Genomic DNA, 16,522 nt, shown 5'->3' on the forward strand with positions numbered 1-16,522 from the left:
GTCTTTGGGTTGGGAGTTTATTTCGCCCTGTAAATCGGCGAGGGCATCACGGTAGTTATAGTCTTGTACCTTGACTGAGGAGACCACCACTTCACTATGTAGGCTGATATCCCAAACGCTTTCCACGTCCGTATCTGCCATGCCACTGGGCGGTTTATAGTCGATATCGGCCACTTGCGCATAGCCTTGCTCATAATCACTTAACACCATCACATCACAGTGGTGCTCAGCATGCGTTTCAAAGCGAAACCAAATACCAACATCAGCTAAAATGCGTTGAATAAAGGCAAGGTCACTTTCTTGCCATTGGGTGATAAACTCCCGCTCTGGGTAGCTATCTTTTAGTTCTAAACGGTAATCAATGCCCGTCAAACCATGACTACGCAGCACTTCTTCAACCACACTCACCACACTTTGATTTTGAAATATGGCATTATGTTGCCCGACAGCCAGCCGTGCTAAGCACGAAGATAACACCACCTGATAGTGCGCTTCATCTTTATTGACCGATAACTGACTAAATTCGGTAATCACCCCATGCAAGGTGCGTTTATTCGTCAACGTGGGTGAATCACTTAATGAGCGGATAGCGGAAGTTAATGGTTTATTGATAACCGGATTAAAAGAGAAGGTCGATTTTTGGTTAAGAAAGGCATCAGGCGATAAGGTTTTATCAGTACTGGTAAAAGTAATCACATAACGCCAAGGCTGGTTTAACGACTCATCACCCTCAACATGCAAAACCGACATCGGCACGCCCAGCCCGTCAACCGTTAAGGTATAGCGATTATGGCTAACCCCACTCAACCCCGCCATTAAATCGCTAAACCCGTCCCCGAGTTGCCCCAAAAGACGATTAAGTTCATTTGACATGTTTTCCTCCCCCCCTTATATCCAGTTTATAAAAATTAATCGGTGTTATTTTTATTTTAGTTATTATTTAATCTTATACTCAGCATTACTGAGTGCAAACAACAGACATTTTAGCTAAAAAGCATACACTATTTTTAGTGTAAAATTTAGTCTTTTTTTAATATATTTGTTTAATATTACTGGTTTATGTTAGTTAAACCAGTAAGTGATAGTGGCTTAATCCCTTTGTCGAACAAACGATTTAAGCAACTTGATGACTTATCAATCAGATTTATTAAATCATTAAATTTAAAATAATTTTACGCTGAAACGGTATAGATTCCTGAATATTTTTTACAAAAAATACTCTAATTTTGCACCAATAAAATAGGGGATAATCCTTCTATAAATGAAAAATTTGCTTAAGCGACGGAGGGAATAAAATGTCTTATGCAGTTTTAGCAAATTATTTTAATCATACAGAGTAAACAACTCGGTGTTTTTCTACACATTAGCCGATATTTTTATTTTTTGTGTATTAAGTATATACTTTGGCAAAATTGATTTTTGAATAGATTGAGTAACAGATCGTATGCCATTATCGACATTAATTATTTTACCCCTTTTTATTATTACAATTGTTTTTGCCTCGCTTTTTAAACAGAAAAAATGGCAACTTTTAACCATAACTTTGCTGACGGTTTTTATTGTAATGGAGCTCACTTCTATCTACTTTAGTGGTGGCTTTATTGATTATCAGTTTTATGTAAATTTAAACATTAATGACATCATCGAAGGGTTATTTATTTTTAAATTGCAAGCTGTATTGGTTATTGTTGTCTTTTTTACCCTTATATTTTTGCTAACAAAACTCGCTGATTTGTGCAAACGCAAATGTCATTTAGCAGTCCGCTTGTTATTAGCATTTTTAGCAATAGCATCAATTAGTTATCACAATGGCCCATTCAGCCGTTTATACGAAATCTATCAAGTCACGAGCGCACCTCGTAAGCCATTTGAACAAGCGTTACAATCACTCAATATGACTAACTATACCAACAAAAATCAGCTTGTTAGCCATCAGGGTAAAAATATTATTGTGCTATCTTTGGAATCGTTTGAACAAGGCTTTTTTGATGTTGAAGATATAACGCCAAATTTACGACAACTACGTCAAAATTATACCTTTTTCGCTAATATGCCAATGAGTTCTGGTAGCACTTGGACTACCGCATCAATGTACACTTATATGACCGGTATGCCTTTTTTAATTGGCGGCTATACCACATCACCATTAATGCGTGCAGATAAAACAAACTTAGTCAGTTTGGGGGATGTACTTAAACAAGCGGGATATCAAACCCGTTATGTCATGGCAAGCCCTGATTTTGCTGGCATTGGTCATACTGCTGAGCTGTTTGGTATGCAAGTTATTTCCGAAAAAAACTATGTTGGACAATATCCACCGGCACCTTTTGGGTTGTATGACAAAGATATTTTTGATGTTGCACAAAAACAAATTAGCGAAATGCGCCAAACAAACAAACCCTTTGCTTTGTTTGTTTCAACTGTTTCAACCCATGCACCAAATGGTTTTGCTGATGAAAGAATGCGATCGGTTATTTCACCAAAGACGGATAATATGTCGTTTGTTGCAGCTTCGTTAGATCATAACTTAGGACTTTTTATCCAACAATTAAAAGATAAAGGATTATTGGAAAACACGGTATTTTACATTTTTCCAGATCATTTAATGATGGGTTCTGGCACACCAACAATCAATCGTCTTTCAAAAAAAGAGCGCAAACTTTATTTATTAACAAATGCACGCACACAAGATCTACAAAAAACGTCTGATCAAACCATTTATCAAATAGATTTGCCGCGTTTAATTTTAAACGGCGCACAAGTTGAAAGTAACGCCAAATTTTTGACAGACTATTTAACCGAGCCTAATTTTGATAAAAAACAGTTTATTGAACAAAATAAATCCACCATTGCAACAATCAATAATTCAGCCCAAGTGTTCAAATAGGCAAACAAAATGACGTCTGATACATTCATTTTAGTCACCACAATCAGCTTTTTAGGAATGATTTCACCTGGACCTGATTTCTTTTTAATACTAAAAAATAGTTTGAGTTATAACCGTAAATTGGCTTTACTCACCTGTTTAGGTGTCATCACAGCCATTTTAGTTCATATGAGCTACTGTGTTGCAGGCATTGCAGTACTCATCACTACCACACCGCTACTTTATAATGCTTTACGTTATGCAGGTGCTGCTTATCTAATATGGCTTGGTATAAAGGCATTAATTGCCGCAAAACCAAATACGACCTATATAGGTAAGCAACAAAACAAACCGTCAATTTCGGCAAAATCAGCCTTTATACAAGGATTTTTATGTAATTTACTTAATCCTAAAGCAACCTTATTTTTTCTAGCTATTTTTACTCAAGTACTTGATGCCGAATCCTCAACGATGGATAAGCTTATCGTTGCAATGATTATTGGGATTGAAGCCGTTTTTTGGTGGCCTTTTGTGGTATTTATTTTTCAAACACAAAGCGTGCAACGGCGTTATTTTAGAATTCAATTTATAATTGATAAATTACTTGGGATCATTTTAATTATCTTGGGAATTAAAGTTATTTTGGGAGTTTAAATGATTAAAGTTTAAGGGGGATAGATATTCATACTAAAAAGCATACTTTTCTGAAAGTTTTTTACAAATAGGCTTTCTTCTTTGAATATTCTCCCGTTAATTGTTAAACTGATACTAATTTAGCTTTATAATCATTTTGCCTTTATTTACCGATTATAGATTAACCGTTCACTTTTTTATTCAATAGGCTAATTGAAATGGATAAATTATTACAATATGGTCGAGAGCTTCTTGAATTAGAGATACACGAAGCACAAAAATTACCAGATCGACTGGGCAAGGATTTTGTTAACGCATGCCAGCTTATTTTAAGCACCAAAGGTAAAGTTGTGGTTTCAGGTATTGGCAAGTCTGGGCATATAGGTAAAAAAATTGCGGCTTCATTAGCCAGTACAGGCAGTCCAGCATTTTTTATGCATCCATCAGAAGCCTTGCATGGCGATTTAGGAATGGTAACACCAAACGATATAGCTGTTTTAATTTCTTACTCAGGCCGAGCCAAGGAATTTAATTTAATTTTACCTATTCTTGCCGAAATGAAAGTACCCGTTATTGCTATTACTGGAGGATTAGATTCACCGCTGGCTAAATCAGCCCAAGCCATTCTTGATATTTCAATTGAAAAAGAAGCATGTCCAATGGGGCTTGCACCAACATCAAGTTCAACCAACACGTTATTAATGGGCGATGCGCTAGCAATTGCTGTCATGCGCGCACGAGGCTTTAAAGAAGAAGATTTTGCACGCTCTCACCCTGCTGGTAGCTTAGGTGCCAAATTACTCAATCATGTGAGCGATGTAATGCGAACCGGTGAGCGGATTCCTAAAGTTTCACAAACGGCAACGGTGTTAGATGCCATGCTAGAATTAAGTCGAACAGGTGTAGGTTTAGTTGCAATCTGTCAGGATAATAATAAAATAACGGGTGTATTTACCGATGGCGATTTACGCCGATTATTATTAAAAAATGGTACATTACAAGATAGCATTATGGACGTTATGACCAGCCCAGGGCATCGCATCCCTGAAAAATGGAAAGCGGTTGAAGCGTTAAAATCATTTAATGATCATAATATTACCGCCGCTCCAGTGGTTAACAGTGAAGGTGAATTAGTAGGCGCGTTAAACATCCATGATTTGCATCAAGCTGGTATTAGCTAAAACTATTGATAAATACCTATTGCCAAAAGGTGCTATCTATTGAGATAATTACCGTCCTAAATTTTTGTCGTTAGACGGAGATCAAAGAAAAGTTACACAATTGAATTCTGGTTTGGTTTTTTGAATCACATCAAATTGATATTGTGTTGTATATTTTAACCAAAATTAATAGATGATGAAACTACAATGGCAGAAAAGCGAAATATCTTTCTAATTGGCCCTATGGGGGCAGGAAAAAGCACAATAGGCCGACAAATTGCACAACAACTAGGTATGGATTTTTTTGACTCGGATCAAGAGATTGAAAAACGTACCGGCGCCGATATTGCATGGATTTTTGACCTAGAAGGGGAAGACGGATTCCGTGCCAGAGAAGAAAAAGTCATTAATGAATTGACTGAAAAACAGGGGGTTGTTCTTGCAACTGGCGGAGGTTCTGTCTTATCTAAAGAGACACGCAATCGATTATCCGCTCGAGGAATTGTTGTCTATCTTGAAACAACCATTGAAAAACAAATGGCAAGAACACAAAAAGATAAACGTCGACCTTTATTACAAGGCGGTAACACACCTCGAGAGCTTTACGAAGAGCTTGCCGGTGAGCGCGAACCACTTTACGAAGAAATTGCCGATATTACAATTAAAACCGATGAACAAAGTGCTAAAGGTGTTGCAAGTTATATTATTGATAAAATAGAGCAGATTTAAGTCATTTATTTTAGGGATAATGGCTAATCATAAAGCAATAAATCTTTTGATAGGTTAAGGAGTAAGTATGCGTGTAGATAAAGATGACCGTTATATATCAGAACAACCTAGTAAGGACTCTACGCTCTCATTAAAATTGCCAAACCTTTTTAAAGATTTTCCAAAGAAAAAATTAATTATTTTCTGTTTAGCTATTGTGATGCTTTTATTGCTTAGCTTGATTATCTTTCATTCTGCTCGTAAAAAAGAAGCAACACCATTAACGCCACCAGAGGTTAATGGTGTCACTTCAACAGAAGAAACCAATAATGCAGTTGGGTTTAGTGAAAATCAAACTAGAATTGCTGATTCGATAGAGGAAGTGCTTTCAGACAATGCATTAAATCAAGCGAATATGCAACAGCCACTTGAATCCGATGATGAGACAAATGATAGCCTAACTTCATCAGCAAATAATCAAAATAGGGGTTATAGAGTAAATGGTCATTCTGCGACAATATTAAATAGCAGAGCTAATACTAATAAGTCTAGTAATACAAATATTACACAATCAACCAATACAAAAAAAAATAGCCATAATAAAAACTCAGCTAGTCGTAAAGATGAAAATAGTGATTTAGGAAAAAACATTAAGATAAAAAATGATCGTTATGTCATTCAGCTTAGTGCATCTAAATCAGTTGAAGGTTTAAAAAAATTCGTTAAACAAAACAATATAACGGATTACCATATTTATGAAACTAAACATAAAGATGGTTCATGGTTTATTTTAATCAAAGGCAACTATTCATCAGTAGATGAAGCACATAAAGCAATCAAGGCTTTACCAAGTGCACTACAAAAAGACAAACCATGGGTTAAATCGGGTGCAACGATTAATAAAGAAAAAGCATCAAAATAGCAAAGAATATCGTTTATTTATCCGATCAACGACAAATAGGAGCATCCGTTGAAGAAGCACCGAGCCTTTTTAAAATGGGCTGGAGGAAAATATGAGCTAGTGGAAACAATTAAACAATATCTGCCAGAAGGTGATCAACTGATTGAACCTTTTGTCGGCGCTGGTTCCGTATTTTTGAATACCAACTACAAAAGTTATATTTTAGCGGATATTAATCATGATTTAATTTCATTATACAAATTGCTAAAATCAAGTCCTGATCAATTTATCCATGACTTGAAATTGCTATTTGTCGCTCAAAATAATCAACCTGAAGCGTTTTATCAGCTTCGAGAAGTATTTAATCGCAGCCAAGACCAGTATTTTAGATCACTATTATTTGTCTATCTAAATCGGCATGGTTATAACGGCTTATGTCGTTATAACAACAAAGGACTATTTAACGTACCATTTGGGCGTTACAAGACCGTTTATTTTCCTGAAAAAGAACTCTATTTTTTTGCGGAAAAAGCGCAAAAAGCACAGTTTATTTGCGCACCTTATCACGAGGTGATGAAGAAAGCGAAAAAAAATTCGGTCATTTATTGTGATCCGCCCTATGTATCTCCAAATGAATCAGCGGGTTTTACTGCTTATTATTCAAATATTTTTGGATTTGAAGAACATAAAAACTTGTCACAATTGGCTGAAACCATGGCATATAAAAAAGATATACCGGTATTAGTGTCTAATCATTATACTGATTACACAATGAGCCTTTATAGTAAAGCAAGTCATCTTTATCAAGCAGAAATGCGACGTTCAATTAGCTGTGCAGGTGAAGGTCGTAAAAAAATCGACGAGATCTTAGCATTATATAAAAAGTCATAATCAGGCTTGAATATAAGGTGAGTTATTAGAGGTAGGTTATGAAAAAATTTATTATTGCCCCATCAATATTATCAGCTGATTTTGCTCGTCTTGGTGAGGACACTCAAAAAGTGCTTGATGCTGGTGCTGATGTTATCCATTTTGATGTCATGGATAACCATTTTGTACCAAATCTAACCATGGGAGCTATGTTTTGTAAAGCACTGCGAGACTATGGCATTACCGCACCTATTGACGTCCATTTAATGGTATCACCGGTTGAAGAACTCATCACCGCTTTTGCCAAAGCTGGCGCAACCAATATCTCTATCCACCCAGAAGCGACTATTCATTTGGATCGCTCTTTACAATTAATTAAAGATCACGGCTGCACGGCAGGTATTGTGCTTAACCCTGCCACACCGCTTGATTGTTTAGATTATATTATTGATAAAATTGATATTATTTTATTAATGAGTGTTAATCCAGGTTTTGGAGGACAATCGTTTATACCTTCCACAATTAAGAAATTACAACAAACCAAACAGCGTATTATTGAATCTGGGCGCGATATTCGTTTAGAAGTTGATGGTGGCGTAAAAGTTGAAAATATTGCGGAAATAGCCAAAGCAGGTGCCGATATGTTTGTTGCAGGCTCCGCCATATTTAGCCAGCCTGATTATAAAACCGTCATTGATGCCATGCGTAAAGAGTTAGCAGGAGTTATACATGAATAAACTAAAAGATATTCAAGCAATCGCATTTGATTTAGATGGTACATTGGTTGATAGTGTGCCGGGGCTGGCACTGGCTACACAAAATATGTTGGCAGAGCTGAATCTACCGACAATTAGCAATGAACAAGTCAAAAATTTTGTCGGTAATGGTATTGATATCATGCTCGAGCGAGTATTTCAAGCAATTCAAGTTGATCCATCAACTGAGCTACTTGCAAAAGCTAAAAATCTATTTAACCAGCATTATGATAAAGTTATTGATGCAGAAACGAAACTGTTTCCCAATGTTAAAGAAACCCTAATAGTGCTTCATGATAATCATTATCCGCTGGCATTAGTGACCAATAAACCTGCTCAATTTTTACCGGCCTTGCTGACTTCCTTAGGTATAAAAGAGTACTTTTCGTTAGTACTTGGTGGTGGTGATGTGATTAAATTAAAACCACACCCAGCGCCGTTGTATCAAGTAATGGCTACATTTGGATTGTTTAGTGATCAGTTACTTTTTGTTGGCGATTCTAAAAATGATATTACCGCCGCTCAAAATGCTAACTGTCCAACCATCGCCTTAAGCTATGGCTATAACTATGGTATTTCGATCGCAACCAGCAACCCTGATTTTTTATTAGATGATTTTAAAGACATATTAACATTATTACCTCAGCCAAAAGCTGATGCAAAAAAATAATTAGCATAAATTAGGAACAAATTATGAGTAAACCGATTGTATTTAGTGGCGCTCAGCCTTCAGGAGAATTAACACTTGGCAACTATTTAGGTGCGTTAAAAAATTGGGTGGCTCTGCAAGGTGAATATGATTGCGTTTATTGTATCGTCAATCAACATGCGATCACTGTACGCCAAGATCCCGACAAACTACGCAAAGCCACATTAGATACATTAGCGCTTTATTTAGCTTGCGGCATTGATCCCCAAAAGAGCACTATTTTTGTACAATCACACGTCCCAGCACATACCGAATTAGGCTGGGCATTAAATTGTTACACCTATTTTGGTGAGCTCAGTCGTATGACTCAATTTAAAGATAAATCGTCTCGTCATTCTGAAAACATTAATGCCGGTTTGTTTGATTATCCAGTGCTGATGGCTGCCGATATTTTGCTTTATCAAGCCAACTTAGTACCTGTTGGCGACGATCAAAAACAACATCTTGAATTATCGCGTGATATTGCTATGCGCTTTAATGCACTTTATGGCGATATATTTACTGTTCCTGAGCCATTTATTGCCAAAGTGGGCGCCCGCGTTATGTCACTGCAAGAGCCAACTAAAAAAATGTCTAAATCAGATGAAAACCGCAATAATGTGATTGGATTACTCGAAAATCCTAAAGATATTGAGAAAAAAATCAAACGTGCGATGACCGATTCTGACGAACCGCCAGTGGTACGTTACGACATAAAAAATAAAGCTGGTGTTTCAAACCTACTTGATATTTTAACTGGCGTGACAGGTAAACCGATTGCCGAGCTTGAAAAAGAATTTGAAGGCAAAATGTATGGCCATCTCAAAACCGAAGTTGCAACGCAAGTCATCGATATGCTAACTACTTTACAAGCCAAGTATCATCAGTACCGGGATGACGAAAGTTATCTGTTTTCAATCATGCAAGAAGGTGCCGAAAAAGCACGTTCAAAGGCCGAACCAACTTTGAAAAAAGTCTATGATGCAATCGGTTTTGTATAATTGCCAAATCAATAATTGATTATTACTAAAAATAAAACAGTATGCAATGGCTTTAATAGACTAAATAAATTGGCAACAATTAAAGCCATTTAACTATACAGGTTAGTTATGAAGATTATTATTCTTGGTGCCGGACAAACAGGTAGTGCGCTTGCTGAATATCTCGTTACCGAAAAACAAAACGATGTTACTGTGGTTGATGAAAACCATGACAAATTACAATCTCTACAAGAACGTTTCGATTTACAGGTGATTTGTGGGAAATCATCCTATCCTCAAGTATTAGAAAATGCCGGTGCTGAATCAGCGGATATGCTTGTCGCTGTAACGAATTCTGACGAAGTCAATATGATGGCCTGCCAAATTGGTCATGTTATGTTTAAAATCCCACAAAAGGTCGCACGCATTCGAGCGCCTGAATACAATGACGAAAATTACCCGCTGTTCAATAAAGATTGTATTAATATCGATCATATCATTGCCCCAGAAAACCTTATCACTAATCATATTAGTCAATTAGTACAATATCCTGGTTCGCTACAATTTGCGTCTTTTTATCATAATCGTGTCTGTTTAGTGGCTGTGACTGCCTATTATGGCGGTGCGTTAGTTGGCAGTGAATTATCTGGACTTAAAGAGCATTTACCACATGTTGAAGCTCGTGTCGTGGCAATTTATCGTAAAAATCGCTTTATCCGCCCGCTTGGTTCCACCCTTATTGAAGCCGGTGATATGGTCTACTTTATAACCCCACCCGTCAATATCAAAGCGGTGACCAGTGAGTTACAACGGTTAGAAAAGCCCTATAAACGTATCATTATTAGTGGTGGTGGTGGCGTGGCTGTCGCTTTAGCAAAACGTTTAGAAAATGACTATCACGTCAAATTAATTGAGCGAAATGCTGAGCGAGCCGAATTAATCGCTGAGCAACTCGTTAATACAACAGTATTACATGGTGAATCATCAGATCAAGAATTACTTTCACAAGAACAAGTCGAACTTACTGATCTGTTTATTGCTGTTACCAATGATGATGAATCCAATATCATGTCCTCCATGCTTGCTAAAAGGATGGGAGCTAAAAAAGTGATTGTATTGATTCAACGCCAAGCCTATCTTGAACTGATTAATGATAGTGTGATTGATATTGCAATTTCCCCACAGCACGCTACGATTTCAGAGCTGTTAAGTCATGTAAGACAAACAGGCGTTGTTAAAGTGGTATCATTAAGACAAGGTGAATCCGAAATTGTCGAAATTGTTGCCACTGGTCGTAGTGAAACATCAAAACTCGTTGGCAAAAATATTAATGGCTTAAAACTGCCTTCTGGTGCAACCATTGGAGCTGTAGTGCGCGGTGAAGATGTCATTATCGTTAATACCGATTTAATGATAGAAGACAATGATCATCTAATCATATTTTTGCCAGATAGAAAGGCAATTACGGACATTGAAAAATTATTACAATAACTTGTTAAAAATAGATCATCAGTCCATAATAATTAAATAAATTTCGACTCGGGGTGTTTTTTGTTTCAACAAAAAACTGAGATTTTACCCGTTGAACCTGATCTGGATTATGCCAGCGTAGGGAAGTCTAAGCCATAAATTCACTAAATTGGTCAATTCTTCCCAACATATATAAAATATAAGGAGGGGAGAAATATGCCAGCAGTCAAGTCATTCAAAACCAACCAAGCAACTGCTTTTATCCATCACATTAAACAACAACGCCCACTCGTGCATTGCATAACCAATGATGTAGTCCAAAATTTCACCGCCAATGTACTACTTGCTATTGGTGCATCACCGGCAATGGTTATTGCCGAGCAAGAAGTTGCGGCATTTGTTACCATTGCCGATAGTTTACTGATTAATATTGGCACCATTCACAGCAGCATAGCCACAAGTATGTTATTAGCAGCAGCTAAAGCTCAGCAAACACAAACCCCATGGGTACTCGATCCTGTCGCTGTAGGACCTGCGCTTAATTATCGTACTGAATTTGCATATCAATTATTGTCGTTAAAACCAACGGTAATTCGTGGTAATGCCTCAGAAATATTAGCGCTAAACGGTCAAAACTCATCGGCAAAAGGACCTGACGGTCAAGACTCAACCCAATCAGCTTTAACCGCTGCCCAAGAGCTTGCGCAAAAATATCAAACTATCGTTGCAATGACAGGAGATATCGATTACATCACCGATGGCAACATCATCTATAGCATAATAGGTGGTGATATAGCGTTAACAAAAGTGACTGGAACAGGATGTTCGTTATCCGCCATGGTAGCAGCCTTTATAGCCAATTCGCCTGACATTTTATCTGCTACCGCCTCGGCATGTTTTATGATGAAAAAGGCCGCTGAACTTGCCAATAAACAGCAAGGATTAGGCACCTTTGCAGTATCTCTATTAGATCAACTCTCACTATTTAACCCATCGCTTTAATAAGGATAGAAGATGAAAAAACAACTGGATTTAACCCTTTATTTAGTGCTCGATCCACTACTCTGTGGTGGTATTAGTGGTATGGTCAATACAACAAAAATTGCTGTCAAAAACGGCGTAACCGCTATACAGTTAAGATCAGAAAAAGAACTGGCAGGTAAAGATTGGTATCAAGCAGCATTAGCATTGAAAGAAACACTAAGTGATACGCCTGTCCCACTATTTATAAATGATCATGTGGATATTGCTTTAGCAGTTAATGCCGATGGCGTACATATTGGACAAAGTGATTTACCAGCTGATGTCACTCGCCAACTTATTGGCACAGACAAATGGTTAGGGTTTTCAGTATCTAACCGCCAACAACTTGATACTACTCCTTGGCAACTGGTTGATTATATTGGTATTGGTCCTATCTTTCCAACAACAACCAAAAAAGATGCAACGGCAGCACTGGGAATCGAACAGTTAACCAAGTTAGTAGTACTAAAGCAGCGCCCTGCGGTTGCTATTGGAGGCATTGATGAAAACAATGTAACTAATGTTATCCAAACAGGTATTGACGGTGTTGCGGTGATTTCGGCTATATGTGGCAAAAAAGATATTCAACAAGCAACGTTATCGCTTATTAATAAAATCAAGCAGGTTAAATAGGAAATACTATTATGACAACAATTGCATTGACCATTGCAGGATCTGATCCTAGCGGTGGTGCAGGTATTCAAGCCGATTTAAAAACCTTTTCTGTACTTGGCGCCTATGGCATGTCGGTCATCACGGCCCTAACGGCACAGAGCACACAAGGGGTTGATGCGGTATTAGCGATCTCGCCCGAATTTATTGAAGCCCAATTTAATACGCTTTATCAAGATATTCAAATTGATAGCGTAAAAATGGGAATGCTCATGAATAAAGAAATAGTCACAACCGTCCACCACCTGCTAAAAACCAATCCAATCCCGATCATCGTCTTAGACACCGTCATGGTCGCCAAAGGGGGACATTCGCTACTAAAACCTGACGCCATCACAGCCATTCGTGAACTTTTACTCCCCCTAGCGACCATCATCACTCCCAATCTACCAGAAGCCGCTGCACTACTTGATTGTGACGAAGCAAAAAACGAAGATGATATGCAAAAGCAAGGGCATGAATTACTCAAGTTAGGCTGTAAAGCGGTATTAATGAAAGGAGGACATTTGCCCAGCAATGAAAGCCCTGATTATTTAATCACTCAAAATAACACAGTTAAAATAACCGCTCCACGCATTCAAACAAAAAACACCCACGGTACAGGCTGCACATTATCCGCAGCGATTGCCGCATTATTACCTAAAAACAGCTTATCAGAGACAATAGCCCAAGCCAAAAATTATCTACATGGCGCAATTAGTCATGCTAACGATTTAAATATAGGGAAAGGGATTGGACCAACACACCATTTTTACCGTTGGTGGTAATCGCACAATAAACAAACTAAATGGGATTTAAGTTGTCACCTATTGTATATAACAACCAATCCCATACCTTAACTAATGCAGATTCTTTGCTTCATTTGTGCTACAGGTAAGTGTCCCTTTTTTTCCTTGTTCATTTTTAGAATAGTCAGCCCAACAACTTTTCATTGATAAATCAATTTTTTTTATTAACTCAATTCTTCTTACATTATAAGAGCAAACAACATAATAAGGTTCAGCGTCCGTATAGTGATTAACTTCCCATATTAACTCATGTTTCTTACCATCAACCGTTCCTTTTGCTGGTTTTAAAGCCCCCATTCTAGAAGGATTATCGTAATAAACAATCATGCTGCTAAACGATACAGTCAAACTATTTATATCGTCAGAAACCTCCCACCCATCAGGCATGTTTTCAACCTCTTCTTTAACCTTGATTTTTTGTGGGCAATCAATCTGATAAGCATTAACAAAAAAAACCGCACCAAACCAAGTCATAATAGCCACAGTAACACTCAATATTTTACCTTTCATAATATATCCTTCTAACAATAGCTTTTTAATAAACAGATAAAAGCATTCTAGCATTCCCCAAAATATGCCAATATCTTAAACAAATTTTTTGTTATTTCTGTTTTAAATTGAAATTTCAATAAGGTAGCATAACAAAGAAGTCCCCAAAAAACCTAGTGTCATCAAATATAGAGATAGTCAGTATGCAGTCCTAACAAACTTATAACCAGCCTCATTAACAGCAGTGATAGCAGCTTCTTGCGAAATAAAACTATTTTCGATATCAACCTCTCGTTTGGTTAAATCAACGGTCACTTTTGCATTTGGGTCAATATCATTAATCGCTTTTGTTATCATTTTCACACAATGCTGACAACTCATATTATCGACTATTAATTTCATAAAAATCTCTCTATTTCTAACGTATATTTAATAAATAACCAAGTAATATGCCTATTTATAACACTATTTTATTTGATTACATTTAATTTTTTTTCACAAACATGATAATATTTACTTCCTTTTTATATTTATAACAAAATATTATGATGAAAAAAATAAAATATTCTTTATTGTTAGTTTGCAGTTTAATCCTTGTTGGCTGTTCTGAACCTAGTTCTATCGACCGTTGGATTGATAACCCTACCGCTAACGAAATAAAAGTCACAATTGATGGCAATGAATTAACTATTCCAGCTAAATCAGGTGTTAATTATACATTTGAATATGGCAAACATACCTTATCGTATAATAATGACAACTTCAATTTTGTCGTAAAACCGGCTCAATTTGGAGAATCAGGTCTGATTAACCCAACACAAAGCAACTACTACTTATACACAGTCATCTATTCAACGTCTGAGATGAATAATGAACAATACGAAAAGATCTTAAGAGAAAACAGAGAAATCAATAACATTCCAGCCATTATTGATGGTAAAGAGCAAGAAATAGAGATGCCAGCAAAATTAATCAATGATGTATTTATTGAAAAAAGCCAATATCATTGGGATTATTCTTATGATCAGCCTTTCCCAAAAGAAATAACTCAAGAACTAGGATTAAAGAAAAACCAATCTTATCAAGAACGATTAAGAAAATTATATCGTGAAGGTGACTTTATTGAGTTATTAAAAGAAGATGAGCAAGGCGATATTAGTTTCCCTTACCAACCTAAAAAGTTCAGTGAGATAAGCCAATATGTTATTCCTAAGATTGACTTAAATAGCATAAAATGCGAAGAAGGTCGCCAATATATGGAAAGTCTGTTAAATGATTGGAATCACCTTATGACATTAAAAGGTAGTGATTTTACAAAACCGTACGACAATTTGGCATCAAATGATGCAATGGCTAAAAGCTATGGTTCAGAAGACAAATGTACAGAAGAAAACGATCCTGAGAAAACTTATAGAAAAGAATTGAGGCAATTTGTTGATGCTCTCAGAAATACTCGTGATGTGAACTTTTATGTAATTAAATAGTATTGGTGGTATTATTTTACTGGAAAGAGGCTGCTTTGCAGCCTTTTTTTGTTTTTGAGTAAAGGTTGTTAAATTAAAACTTTAATAAAATCAATATCTTTATTGACCTATTTTTGAGCGGAAAATCAGGCCTTTTTGGGTTGCTGAATAGGATGGGTTGGGTGTGGTGGTTTCGGACGTTTTGGCCTTGGATGAATAAAATAGCTACTGCGACCACGTCCGATTTAGGGGATTTTTTGCGAAATCCCCTAAAAACCCCTCGCAAGGCTGCAGAATGTGGCCTACGGCTGCCCGACGCCGGCGCTCGGTCTTAACGCACCGTTTGTGGACGCGCTCCAAGCGCACCACAAACTCGCCAAACATCCCTGTTTGGCGTGCTAACCTCGCTCTGTTGTCGGCACATTCTGACGCCGGAATAAGACAAACAACATAACCATTGTTTTTGGGATGGGATATTGTGGTTTTATAATTATATGGTTGATTTTATTTAAATTAAACACCTATACGGCGTTAAGGTCCGATCGATTCACTTAATCAAGTTATGCACTTTTCTAAACCGCCTGCACGGCGTTAAGGCACTACAAATGGCGTGAAATTTATTATTTTGATTTCTAAACCGCCTGCACGGCGTTAAGGTAGAGCTCAAGATTTGATAAATCTTGCTATATAAAGATAAACAACAATTTCATCTTTGAAAACCCTTTTTTTGAGCTGTTTTTTAATATGTTGATTTTATTTAATTTTAAATTATCGTAAAAAAAGGGTTTGGAGCGGTTAAATTGCTGTTATTAAGGCACTATTCGTGGTTTTGTTGATTTGCTGCATGCAGGTGCTTTGCTTAGGTTGTGTAAGCGTTTGATTTTCTTTGAAAACACAAAATAAAAACTTCAATAAATCAATACCTTTCCTGACCACTTTTTGGATGCAATTTCATTGCTTTTTAACACAAAAACAACTCACAAAAAACACCTAAGATTATGTTATTTGTCTTGTTCCGGCGTCGGAATGTGCCGACAACAGAGTGAGGTTAGCACG

At 36.9% G+C, this 16,522-nt stretch carries 17 protein-coding genes and 1 riboswitch; of the genes, 14 read left to right on the top strand and 3 right to left on the bottom strand.

Translation table 11 applies throughout. From position 1 onward, the window contains the following. Positions 1 to 873: type VI secretion system Vgr family protein (locus ACYIAM_RS08260; RefSeq protein WP_483747926.1), on the bottom strand; the 873-nt coding region annotated here is incomplete at its 3' end. Between the two features lie 571 nt (positions 874 to 1,444). On the opposite strand from ACYIAM_RS08260, the gene ACYIAM_RS08265 reads away from it, so the two are divergent. The 13 genes from ACYIAM_RS08265 (at position 1,445) to thiD (ending at position 13,493) form a co-directional block, all read left to right on the top strand. Beyond that, positions 1,445 to 2,887 carry an LTA synthase family protein gene (locus ACYIAM_RS08265; protein WP_174797616.1) on the top strand — a complete coding sequence of 481 codons (1,443 nt, stop codon included), beginning with the start codon at positions 1,445 to 1,447 and terminating at the stop codon, positions 2,885 to 2,887. Between the two features lie 9 nt (positions 2,888 to 2,896). Further along, positions 2,897 to 3,520, top strand: coding sequence for a LysE family translocator (locus ACYIAM_RS08270; protein ID WP_483747927.1), 624 nt, complete (start codon positions 2,897 to 2,899; stop codon positions 3,518 to 3,520). A gap of 197 nt (positions 3,521 to 3,717) precedes the next feature. Further along, positions 3,718 to 4,680: an arabinose-5-phosphate isomerase GutQ gene (gene gutQ, locus ACYIAM_RS08275; protein WP_483747928.1), complete on the top strand. Its 963-nt coding sequence runs from the start codon at positions 3,718 to 3,720 to the stop codon at positions 4,678 to 4,680. 186 nt (positions 4,681 to 4,866) lie between these two features. Beyond that, on the top strand, positions 4,867 to 5,388 hold the full coding sequence (gene aroK / locus ACYIAM_RS08280) for a shikimate kinase AroK (protein ID WP_065638066.1): 522 nt from the start codon (positions 4,867 to 4,869) through the stop codon (positions 5,386 to 5,388). A 67-nt stretch (positions 5,389 to 5,455) separates the two neighbouring features. Further along, positions 5,456 to 6,289 (top strand): SPOR domain-containing protein, encoded by an 834-nt coding sequence (locus tag ACYIAM_RS08285; RefSeq protein ID WP_483747929.1) that lies wholly within the window; start codon positions 5,456 to 5,458, stop codon positions 6,287 to 6,289. 48 nt (positions 6,290 to 6,337) lie between these two features. Continuing rightward, on the top strand, positions 6,338 to 7,159 hold the full coding sequence (locus ACYIAM_RS08290; protein WP_174797612.1) for a Dam family site-specific DNA-(adenine-N6)-methyltransferase: 822 nt from the start codon (positions 6,338 to 6,340) through the stop codon (positions 7,157 to 7,159). A 38-nt stretch (positions 7,160 to 7,197) separates the two neighbouring features. Beyond that, positions 7,198 to 7,875, top strand: a complete 678-nt coding sequence (rpe, locus tag ACYIAM_RS08295; protein ID WP_174797611.1) for a ribulose-phosphate 3-epimerase — start codon at positions 7,198 to 7,200, stop codon at positions 7,873 to 7,875. Beyond that, entirely contained in the window at positions 7,868 to 8,563 is a 696-nt protein-coding gene (locus tag ACYIAM_RS08300; RefSeq protein ID WP_483747930.1) for a phosphoglycolate phosphatase, read from the top strand. The genes rpe and ACYIAM_RS08300 overlap by 8 nt, the downstream gene beginning before the upstream one ends. Positions 8,564 to 8,586: 23 nt before the next feature. After that, positions 8,587 to 9,582: a tryptophan--tRNA ligase gene (gene trpS / locus ACYIAM_RS08305; protein ID WP_174797609.1), complete on the top strand. Its 996-nt coding sequence runs from the start codon at positions 8,587 to 8,589 to the stop codon at positions 9,580 to 9,582. A gap of 108 nt (positions 9,583 to 9,690) precedes the next feature. Then, positions 9,691 to 11,052 carry a Trk system potassium transporter TrkA gene (gene trkA / locus ACYIAM_RS08310; protein WP_483747931.1) on the top strand — a complete coding sequence of 454 codons (1,362 nt, stop codon included), beginning with the start codon at positions 9,691 to 9,693 and terminating at the stop codon, positions 11,050 to 11,052. A 39-nt stretch (positions 11,053 to 11,091) separates the two neighbouring features. Continuing rightward, positions 11,092 to 11,193: riboswitch (TPP riboswitch) on the top strand. A 54-nt stretch (positions 11,194 to 11,247) separates the two neighbouring features. Beyond that, entirely contained in the window at positions 11,248 to 12,033 is a 786-nt protein-coding gene (thiM, locus tag ACYIAM_RS08315) for a hydroxyethylthiazole kinase (RefSeq protein WP_483747932.1), read from the top strand. A 12-nt stretch (positions 12,034 to 12,045) separates the two neighbouring features. Continuing rightward, positions 12,046 to 12,687 carry a thiamine phosphate synthase gene (thiE, locus tag ACYIAM_RS08320; RefSeq protein ID WP_483747933.1) on the top strand — a complete coding sequence of 214 codons (642 nt, stop codon included), beginning with the start codon at positions 12,046 to 12,048 and terminating at the stop codon, positions 12,685 to 12,687. 11 nt (positions 12,688 to 12,698) lie between these two features. Continuing rightward, entirely contained in the window at positions 12,699 to 13,493 is a 795-nt protein-coding gene (gene thiD, locus ACYIAM_RS08325; protein ID WP_483747934.1) for a bifunctional hydroxymethylpyrimidine kinase/phosphomethylpyrimidine kinase, read from the top strand. A 72-nt stretch (positions 13,494 to 13,565) separates the two neighbouring features. Here the strand turns inward: thiD and ACYIAM_RS08330 are convergent, their stop codons facing one another. Both ACYIAM_RS08330 and ACYIAM_RS08335 read right to left on the bottom strand, forming a co-directional pair. Next, positions 13,566 to 14,024: an STY0301 family protein gene (locus ACYIAM_RS08330; protein ID WP_483747935.1), complete on the bottom strand. Its 459-nt coding sequence runs from the start codon at positions 14,022 to 14,024 to the stop codon at positions 13,566 to 13,568. A gap of 177 nt (positions 14,025 to 14,201) precedes the next feature. Further along, positions 14,202 to 14,405, bottom strand: a complete 204-nt coding sequence (locus tag ACYIAM_RS08335) for a heavy-metal-associated domain-containing protein (protein WP_174797602.1) — start codon at positions 14,403 to 14,405, stop codon at positions 14,202 to 14,204. A 143-nt stretch (positions 14,406 to 14,548) separates the two neighbouring features. Between ACYIAM_RS08335 and ACYIAM_RS08340 the strand changes: the two genes are divergently transcribed. Further along, positions 14,549 to 15,487, top strand: a complete 939-nt coding sequence (locus ACYIAM_RS08340) for a hypothetical protein (RefSeq protein ID WP_483747936.1) — start codon at positions 14,549 to 14,551, stop codon at positions 15,485 to 15,487. Positions 15,488 to 16,522 lie beyond the last annotated feature (1,035 nt).

This window comes from Gilliamella sp. X-60, assembly GCF_057063585.1.

Excerpts from the sequence above, each read along its gene's own strand:
- ACYIAM_RS08265 (WP_174797616.1), top strand. The coding sequence starts at position 1,445 with ATGCCATTATCGACATTAATTATTTTACCCCTTTTTATTATTACAATT.
- ACYIAM_RS08270 (WP_483747927.1), top strand. The coding sequence starts at position 2,897 with ATGACGTCTGATACATTCATTTTAGTCACCACAATCAGCTTTTTAGGA.
- gutQ (WP_483747928.1), top strand. The coding sequence starts at position 3,718 with ATGGATAAATTATTACAATATGGTCGAGAGCTTCTTGAATTAGAGATA.
- aroK (WP_065638066.1), top strand. The coding sequence starts at position 4,867 with ATGGCAGAAAAGCGAAATATCTTTCTAATTGGCCCTATGGGGGCAGGA.
- ACYIAM_RS08285 (WP_483747929.1), top strand. The coding sequence starts at position 5,456 with ATGCGTGTAGATAAAGATGACCGTTATATATCAGAACAACCTAGTAAG.
- rpe (WP_174797611.1), top strand. The coding sequence starts at position 7,198 with ATGAAAAAATTTATTATTGCCCCATCAATATTATCAGCTGATTTTGCT.
- ACYIAM_RS08300 (WP_483747930.1), top strand. The coding sequence starts at position 7,868 with ATGAATAAACTAAAAGATATTCAAGCAATCGCATTTGATTTAGATGGT.
- trpS (WP_174797609.1), top strand. The coding sequence starts at position 8,587 with ATGAGTAAACCGATTGTATTTAGTGGCGCTCAGCCTTCAGGAGAATTA.
- trkA (WP_483747931.1), top strand. The coding sequence starts at position 9,691 with ATGAAGATTATTATTCTTGGTGCCGGACAAACAGGTAGTGCGCTTGCT.
- thiM (WP_483747932.1), top strand. The coding sequence starts at position 11,248 with ATGCCAGCAGTCAAGTCATTCAAAACCAACCAAGCAACTGCTTTTATC.
- thiE (WP_483747933.1), top strand. The coding sequence starts at position 12,046 with ATGAAAAAACAACTGGATTTAACCCTTTATTTAGTGCTCGATCCACTA.
- thiD (WP_483747934.1), top strand. The coding sequence starts at position 12,699 with ATGACAACAATTGCATTGACCATTGCAGGATCTGATCCTAGCGGTGGT.
- ACYIAM_RS08330 (WP_483747935.1), bottom strand. The coding sequence starts at position 14,024 with ATGAAAGGTAAAATATTGAGTGTTACTGTGGCTATTATGACTTGGTTT.
- ACYIAM_RS08335 (WP_174797602.1), bottom strand. The coding sequence starts at position 14,405 with ATGAAATTAATAGTCGATAATATGAGTTGTCAGCATTGTGTGAAAATG.
- ACYIAM_RS08340 (WP_483747936.1), top strand. The coding sequence starts at position 14,549 with ATGATGAAAAAAATAAAATATTCTTTATTGTTAGTTTGCAGTTTAATC.